Annotated in this window: 2 protein-coding genes; both read right to left on the bottom strand. The window is 46.2% G+C overall.

Annotated elements, in window-relative coordinates:
- Window positions 1-11 precede the first annotated feature (11 nt).
- Complete coding sequence (locus tag D3H65_RS24420) at window positions 12-800, bottom strand: hypothetical protein (RefSeq protein ID WP_119052816.1); 789 nt, start codon at window positions 798-800, stop codon at window positions 12-14.
- 8 nt (window positions 801-808) lie between these two features.
- Entirely contained in the window at window positions 809-8,374 is a 7,566-nt protein-coding gene (locus tag D3H65_RS24415) for a PA14 domain-containing protein (protein ID WP_119052815.1), read from the bottom strand.
- Window positions 8,375-8,443: the final 69 nt, after the last annotated feature.

Below are 8,443 nucleotides of genomic sequence, written 5' to 3'. Positions count from 1 at the left end.
TTGTAGGTTTATTAGTAGGCACTGAGATCAAGGATTTCGAAATTAGCATAGGATGGCTGGAGCACATAGACGCTATTGACTCGTGTATAGTATCGGTTAGTTAAAAAGGTTGGAATAGGACCATTCAGGTAATACTCACGGAAAATAATTTCTACTTTATCATAAGCGGCTACACCACTTCCGTTCTCCAATTTTCTGACACAGGATACTTTCCGGGGATTTAATGAAGCCGTATCATAACTTAAACTATAGAATAGATAGGGGGATTCCGGCTTGAACGATGCCTTAATGACCTTGAATCCCAAAGAGTCAACAGCATACATTCGCTCAACATTGTCTTGCACAAACTGGGGGTCTAACAGGTCTAATTGGAAAAAGGCCTGCATGATGCTGATGCGTTTATTTATTACGATCGTTTTCGAGCTGTCGTCAAAAGTAATATACTCCCTGTCATTTTGAATATGTTCTTCGGTTTTATAAATAGGATAAGCCCAGGGATCATCGGGATCAAAGGGTTTAGGATATACTCTTGCAGATGTCCACTGGAAGTTATTCTTAAAAGCATTAAACCATGATATGAGGGAAGAGTCCTTGACCAGGTTTCCGGAAGAGTCAACATAATCCCTATAGTACAATACTTCGACATAAACAGCATTGTTATCAATCACGGATTGCAGGTCCTTTAAGGACTCATTGGCGTCTGAGGTATCGACCCGTATATTGTCCGGAGCTGCTAACGCGCTATTACAGCAAGCGGCCAGTAGGAACAGCAGGCTGATCTTTACTAATATTTGTCTCATATACTCAGTTAGTTGTTTGATTTTTGAATAGCACTTCTTGTTTCTTTGATGGTCTTTATTCCGCGCTCGGTTTCTTTTTTAACCCGGATAAGGGTTCCCTCATCATCATACTCATAGAAAGTAGCGTGGTTGTTCTCGTCGAGCTCAGCCATCAACCGCAGGTTCAATGGATCGTAGGCAAAGGACTTCATGTTGCTGTTGAAAGGATGCATACGCAGGTCATCAAAATAAGCGGCGGTGGAAGTGGCGGTTTCGAGGTATACATTCATTTCTGTAACGTTGGCCGGTATATCCACCACCTCTTCTATACGCTGCCATCCTTCAATAATATTTCCTTTGGGCTTTAAGGTGTAGGTGACGCCGCTGCCATTGTTGAAAGTTAGGCGTACCCTGCCGCTGTTGTAGCTGCTGCCGGTGACGCAGGGTATTTCTTCTTTTACCCAGGCGCTGAAGACCATCTTGCTGCCCTGCAAGGGAGAGAACTTGTTGTGAATGGCATTAACGGGAACGGGACTTCTGAACTTAACGCACCAAGTGGTATCGTTGACTACGGAGCCATTGGCCTGTGCCGCAGTCTGGTACAGGCAACTGGCCGGAATGGGTGCCTCTAAACCAACATAGCCGTTAGCCCATTTAAGGTCAATGCCTCCAGCACCATCACCGTTTTTCATCAACACCTCTATATCGTATAGCTGCCCGGCGTTGAGCGGTATAAGAGTAGAGAACCGGGTTACTGGCCCCACACCGGTATAACTTATAATGGTAACGCCTGCGATCTTAAGGGTAATTTCATCATCCACTGTTACACTGAAGCGATAATTGCCGCTAAACTGGGGTTGTAATTTACCGGTCCACTTTACGGCAAAATATTCTTTGGCGCATATCTGCGATGGCCCCTCCCCCCGTTTCCACGAGGCTTTGGGCAAGGTAATGGCAGTAGTGGGAGACCATTCAATGGTAGACCCTGTAATATTATGCCCTACGCAGGGATTGATGTTCAACGCGGGGCGGGCCCTGTAGATACCATACTGGGTAAGCAAACCATTTCCTTTAGGCGTTACTGTTTGGGTAACAAGCGGAAGTGAATCTACTTTTAAGGAGATGCGGGTGGAAGCGGTATCTGCCACGCTGGTAGTGATCGGTACTTTGGTTACTGTACTGTTGCTGCCGTATATTTTATAACTATACCGGCCGGTATGGCTCATATCGTTTGTTCTGGCTGCTACGGTATAATCGGCCAGCTTGATCCAGCCATTGTCGTCGCAGGTGGCGCAGGGGCTTGTTTTGTAATCCCTGTCTTCAAACCCGTCGAAGGTGATTTCCCTGTGCCGGCTGTTTTGCGCCACGGCTACCGGCAATGTTCTATTGTAACCAAACAACCCCGCGTTGTAACGGTTGAGGGGATCAACATTTTCCATTTCAACTCCCTTACCATTGACAAGGGTGGTTTTACTGTTCCATACCCAGCGGGTGGAATCTGGAACGGGTTTCATGAACCCAGCCTGTAATGACCAGAAAGGCATGAAGCCTTTAATGGCCCCATCGGTCCGGATATTTGATGCCGCTGTAAAGTCTGATTGTTTACGGCCGGCATAATAGGTAAAGGAAGTATCTATGCGCCAATTGCCCAATATACCATAGCGGTACGGATTCAATGTATCATTGTTGACCACTTCGGAGCGGCATACTTTGTAGCATTTGGGTTCAGGAATAAGCAAGCTTACTACCAGGTTTACGCGGCAAGGGTTGACACAAGGGATTATTGGATTGCACTCAGGAACTTCTTCATTTCCCCCTTTAAAACTCATAAACCGAACGGTTTTGCTACCGCCGCCAATACGGGCTTCGGTATTCAGTTTTAAAACCAGGTTCCGGTATTCAAGCGGAAGGGTTAACATGCTTTGTAATTGCTGGGTAACATCCACATCGCCATAGTTCTGACAATTGTTGAAGCTTCCCCGGTATGGCAGTGTAGCCGGGGTACCCGCAGCACTATTAAGGCTCGCCTCACTGACCCAGGGAAGATCCTTCTCGTCACCCTTAAAAGGATATGGATAGGGGAACAATATGCTGGAAACAGGCTCACCTATGCCTTCATAAGAATAATCCAACGAGTTCCAGGGACTATGACCCCACATATTAAGCGGGGGTGTACCATAAAAATTCATTTTCGCGCTCTGAACGATGGCACCTGGCGGGACCTTGATATTCAGTTTGATCAATGCCCTCGTCCGAAACTCGTCGTTGTTAAAACGCTGGTAGCTGGCTACCAGTTTATTAGTAGTATAGTCAGTTGAGTTAGTCAACTGGCCCCTATTATTGATATGCTGGCGCAACAATACGGTTGAAGCAATCGTGATCTTGTTGTTTTTTGGATCTGAAGAGGGAATATATTCAGTAACGCAACTATCATACTCCTTCCACACATTGTCTATCTTCCACAGATCTTTAAAACGTGCCGCACTGGCTGCTATCACTTCGGTAGTGGAATCAATAATAATACGATCCTTTCCACCTATATTTTTAATTGGGTTTGCCAGGGTTGTTATAGCACCTAAGGGCACTGCGGATAAGTTTCGTTTTCCTGAACGAATGATCTTCAGGGTCTCGATATCTCCATTATATGGACGACCATCTATATCAATAAAATAAATGCCTTTATGCTGCTGTATTCCCCTGGCGGCATCGATGGCCCAAATCCTGTTGGCCCTGAGCTCATCTTTGTAGGAATAGAAAAAAGGAGAACAACTATCTGTAGTAGTGCTATTCCGCTGATCACGGGCGGACACGAGCATTTCGTCCCCGCTTTCAAAATAACGATCGGCATTGAACCTTGTGCCATCCATATTGAGCATAATACCCTGGCGGACTATTTTCTTAACCAATGTAGCTCCTATATTTTTGTAAGCAGGCCCCATGCCGCTGTAAGCCCAATGCGCCGGATAATTAAAACTATATACGGGATCATCAAATTCATTATTGGTCTGATTGAGCAGGGCCTGTCCCGTTTCTGAGTCATATACCAGGTCGCGGGTAGTAACCCTGCTGCCTTTTTCGATGTGCAACACGCTATCCAATAACCCATACCGGTTTACGACCTTGGTGACAGCCACGGACCGGTATTGATTGGTTTCCATGGTCGGTAAGGGGATCATGGGAAACCAGAAAATAGGTGGGAATGTATGTACGAAATCGATATTGGCCTCCAGGTTGATCCCTGTGGTTGTAGACACCTGTTCGCGCAGATCAACCATCAACTCTACCTCTTTCCCGATCTCGGCATTGTGGCGGATGACGCCATTGGCGGAATCAATAACACTTACCTTGTTGGATAACTTTTGCCGTAAGGCAGCATTGTTTTCCAGTTTATAGTAATTATAGGTATAACTTATGTAATGAGCGGTATCCGTTTGAGCATAAGAAGCCTGTGACCTAAGCTTCCCGTGCATATCATTCAGCTCGACCTTAAATCCCTGGGACAGGGTTACATTATTCCTTGCATTGAATTTTAATGCATTGGCAATGGGAGGATTGAATGTTTTCTTGCTTTCGTCATCAATGGGTGTAAATTCTACAAAAGTTGGGAAATCTTTGGCTGTGTAGAACTCAGTCACATCAAACCCATTGGCCGATTTCTTTGTCTTATGAATGGTTTGCACTTTTACTTTGCTATAACCAATCATGGGCGCCGGGAAAAAAGTCTCGGCAAAAGGCTCTTCAGTATATACGTAATCTACCGGGGCCAGGGCTCCCACTTTTTCGGTGTATACTTTATGCGGAACATGGAAAGGGTTTTCATCATTTCCAACTGCCGGCTCATAAACTGCCACGCCACTACTAATAGTGACAGGCGCACCATTCACATCAATAGAAGTTGTATAGGTATAATCCTGTCCATACACGGCTTCCACCTGCTGCCCGGATGTCATGTTGTTCCAGTTGTCTTTTACTTCCACCCGTTTTACACGAAGACCGCCTCCGAACTTCCTGTACACAGGGTTATTGAGCCGTACAAATGATTTGTCCAGTACCACATTGTTTACCCAATTGCCTCTGCGGGCATCGTTGGGAAAGCCATTAACGGTATTACTAATATTACCAGCCACAGAGGCGAGCATGCCCAATACATTCTTAAGGCTGAAATTATCTCCCGGCTCGGAATAGGGATAGGCCTTACTAGGCAGGTTGAGGCGCAGGAACTGTACAGCAGCGGTGGCCATGGGGCTTTTGTTACCGTCCAGGGCTTTTACTTTTATCCATATCTTTTTGTTTCCAGGTTCGGTTGTTACTCCATAATCTTCGATATCTGCGTAACAGGGAACGACCTCATACCCTTTTCCCCAAATATCACCGGGCATATTGACTGCCAGCTTAAAGAAAAGCTGGCTTACTCCTTCGAGGTATTTACGTTTGATGTCGGCCTTATCGGCTACAGCTTCTGTTACATTGGCCAATACATACATGTAGTCATCATAACCTTTCGTGGGTTTGTGCAGGTTGTTAGTGGCTGCCGCATCGGAGCTGGCCGCAAAACCTGCTCCTGCCAGTGAGAAAAACTGCATGGCTCTTTTGTCCTGCACGTAGGCATAATCATCACTTTCATAGGTAACTTTTATTTTACCACCTGATGGCAACTTGATCTCGGACAATGTCCAGGGGGCTGCATTGGCGGCCGCGCTGTCGGCATTCCATTGAGCTCCATCTTGTAAAGAATATGCATAATCGGCATTGGTAAGTGGTTTACCACTACCCGGATTTCTTGCAGGGTTCTTGTAACTGCCCCAACGGTCGGTAGCGCCGCTTTGGTAGTCGGGGTTTTTAGCGTGATAGGTAAATATATAAGGATTTAAAGCTCCTTTATTGTTCTTATTGTAGGTAAACCAAACCTTTTTGAGTGTTAACTTTCCGGAATCATTGAGTGACCCCGGATTTTTTTTGCACAGTTCGTAACTGTATTCAAAATGTACAGACTTAATTGGTTTGGCTGTGGCGGGGCCATACTTCACGTAGTCGGCCTTTGCATACAGGTTGATCTGCTTCAGCCTGTATAACTTCTGTGTAGCATCCTGGCCACCATTCATATTGAGCACGCCATAACCATCGAGCCTGGGTGTAGCGGTTTCCAAAACAAAAGTGGCAATCATGGTTTTGGACTCTACAGAGTTGAGGTACCAGACTTCTCTTGTACCATAGGTATAGCTTCCCCGCTCATCGCGGTTATCGGTTTTAAGCCCTTCATTATAAGCAGCCTTGTTTTGCTGGTAAGGCGCCCTCCACCTGTAAGGGTCACCGGAGTGGTATACCTGGCTATAATTGAACTTAACTGCATCCCCATTATCATCTTCGGAAACACCATCACCGGTAAGATCGGCATAATCGGGCGATACAATAGCCGATAATAAAAACGAATGCGCATAGGCAGGCATTTCCTCCCGGTTGAAATAACCGTCTTTACCCTTGCTGTTGTCTACTGAATTGTCGCTGCCTGAATAAGTTACCAGTCCTGTAGTCGTGCTGCCTGTATCGGTAGACATGGTCACTTCTTCCTGGCTTGTATTGTACACGGGTATACCATATACATATCTCCTGCCATCGCCATTCAGCACTGTTATTTCTGACAGGTGATTGCGCTTTCTTTTGCTGTCAACCCTATCGAGTGTATTGTAATTAATTCCACAGGTATTGTTGGGGAATTCATTAACCGGGTAATACTTTATCACCTTATCCATTCCCACAATGGCAGCTTCCCCAGCCGTGAGGTAGGAAATAACCTGTGTTCTTTTGTCACGTTCCTTGCGCACTGTATTGCCTGTCAAGAGTACTTTTCTATCTACCCGGGCTCCATTGAACACAGACAGGTTGCGGGTAGCACTAAATGCGGGCAGTTGTTGCTTATCCAAGGGTGAGAGGTCAACCCTTACGAGGCTATCTCCACCGATACTATTGAGGAAAGCGGCATTGACGACCGTTTTTTCTCCGGGATTTTTGAAGTATACATTTTCAAATACGGTGTCCTGCTGTCTGAAGGCCACTACATCTTTCAGTGTATTTTCAGTCAACCATGGGCCTGTGGTTGTAGTAGCATTACTGGTGATAAAATCAATTCCGCCATGAACCACGGTACCTAAGCCAATATCTATGGAGAGGCGGTCGCTGTTGCTTTTGGTAGCCATTGTATGATCATGGATAAAACCAATATCCCCCCGATAAGGCCTGAACATACCACCTGTTCCTTCTCCGGTAATGGAATATGTATCGTAAGTATAGATCGGTACGGCTATATGTGGTGTTTGCTGGTTGAATGCCACATCTTTTTCGCGATTAAAGTCGAGCAATACGTTTTTGTTGGCTCCCCCCTTCTCATAATTGAGGTATCCATAAGCCGGGACTTTGACAGTACGGTCATTGGTAGCAATTTTCTGAGTAGATCCATAGCCTCGTATATAACCGCTTGGGTGCAATGCCCAATGTTCGGACCCTACCTTGGCTGTAAACGACGCCTGGGAGGAGGTATAGGGCACTGAAATAGTAGGTGTATAGGAAGGCTTTGAGAAAGATATATAAGAGGGAATGGCTACGCCCATGCTATAGTTTTGTGAATGATAGCTGGCCACATGCTGCTTTACCTGTCCTGTGATCTGCAGGTCCTGGATGCCTGCACGGGAATTGTAGTTGGTGCCAATGGTAAGCTCACCCCTGGCCTTGGTCTCATTTTTGCCAATCTGGTAACCAAAGGAAGGACTTATATCCAGGCCATTCTGAGAGTTGTTGGTGATGGATAAAGCGCTGGTGAGCCCGCCTGCGGCACCCAGGCCCGAGTTGATGCTCACATTGAGACCGGTTTCAGTGCCCCATCCTTTATAAGTGTTGTGAAAAACACCAAAGGAAACACCTACTGTTCCAGGACGTCCTTTCACGGGATCGGGGCTGCCCTTTACGTTTGCAAGCTGGCTCTTACCCAACAGTTCAATATTTCCGCCAACTGTAATACCCACGGTTTTATTGGGTTTCATGCTGATGGTTTTGGTCACCACATCCTCACTGCCATTAAAATCATCGGGGAGTCCGCGCATGTTGCGGGTGATCGTGCCTGGGTTGATATTCCACCCGAGGCCCACCCAACTGGCCTCCTGGTCCATCGATATGCCACTTCCGTAGCTCAGGTTGACCGGATAACCGCCCACGTCCAATAAGGGAATATTATAAGAAAAATCGCCGGTAAAAAGGTCTACCATATTACTGGCGTTAACTGACTGGAAACTTTGCATCTCCGGCTGGGTAGGTCCTGTGGTAAATTTTTGTTTGGCTATACCGGGGTCTTTTTTCTCTTTCACACCGGTTACACCTGCTACTGATACAGGTAAAGCATTCTTTTTAGTATCTGCCCGTGACATGATATTTCCACTCTTGTCCGGAAACCCTGCTCCTGCCAGAGGCCGAAACGCAGGAACATGAATGACGGGCCTATTTATGGCAGCCCTTGCCATAGCCGGTGTAATGATCAACTCCATGTAAAAGAGTGCTGCAAAAAACCAGGCAATAGACTTTTGATAACGCGCCAGAGAAACTAACATGCAATATTATTTTAGTCGTGAATCGGCAAAATCGTGAGTCGGCAGTCGGCAGTTGGTGCAAAACCTTTG

The sequence above is a fragment of the Paraflavitalea soli genome (assembly GCF_003555545.1).
In the GTDB taxonomy this organism is placed as follows: Bacteria; Bacteroidota; Bacteroidia; order Chitinophagales; family Chitinophagaceae; genus Paraflavitalea; species Paraflavitalea soli.
Note: the sequence above shows the minus strand (reverse complement) of the source record. Positions and strands in the feature narration are given on the sequence as shown.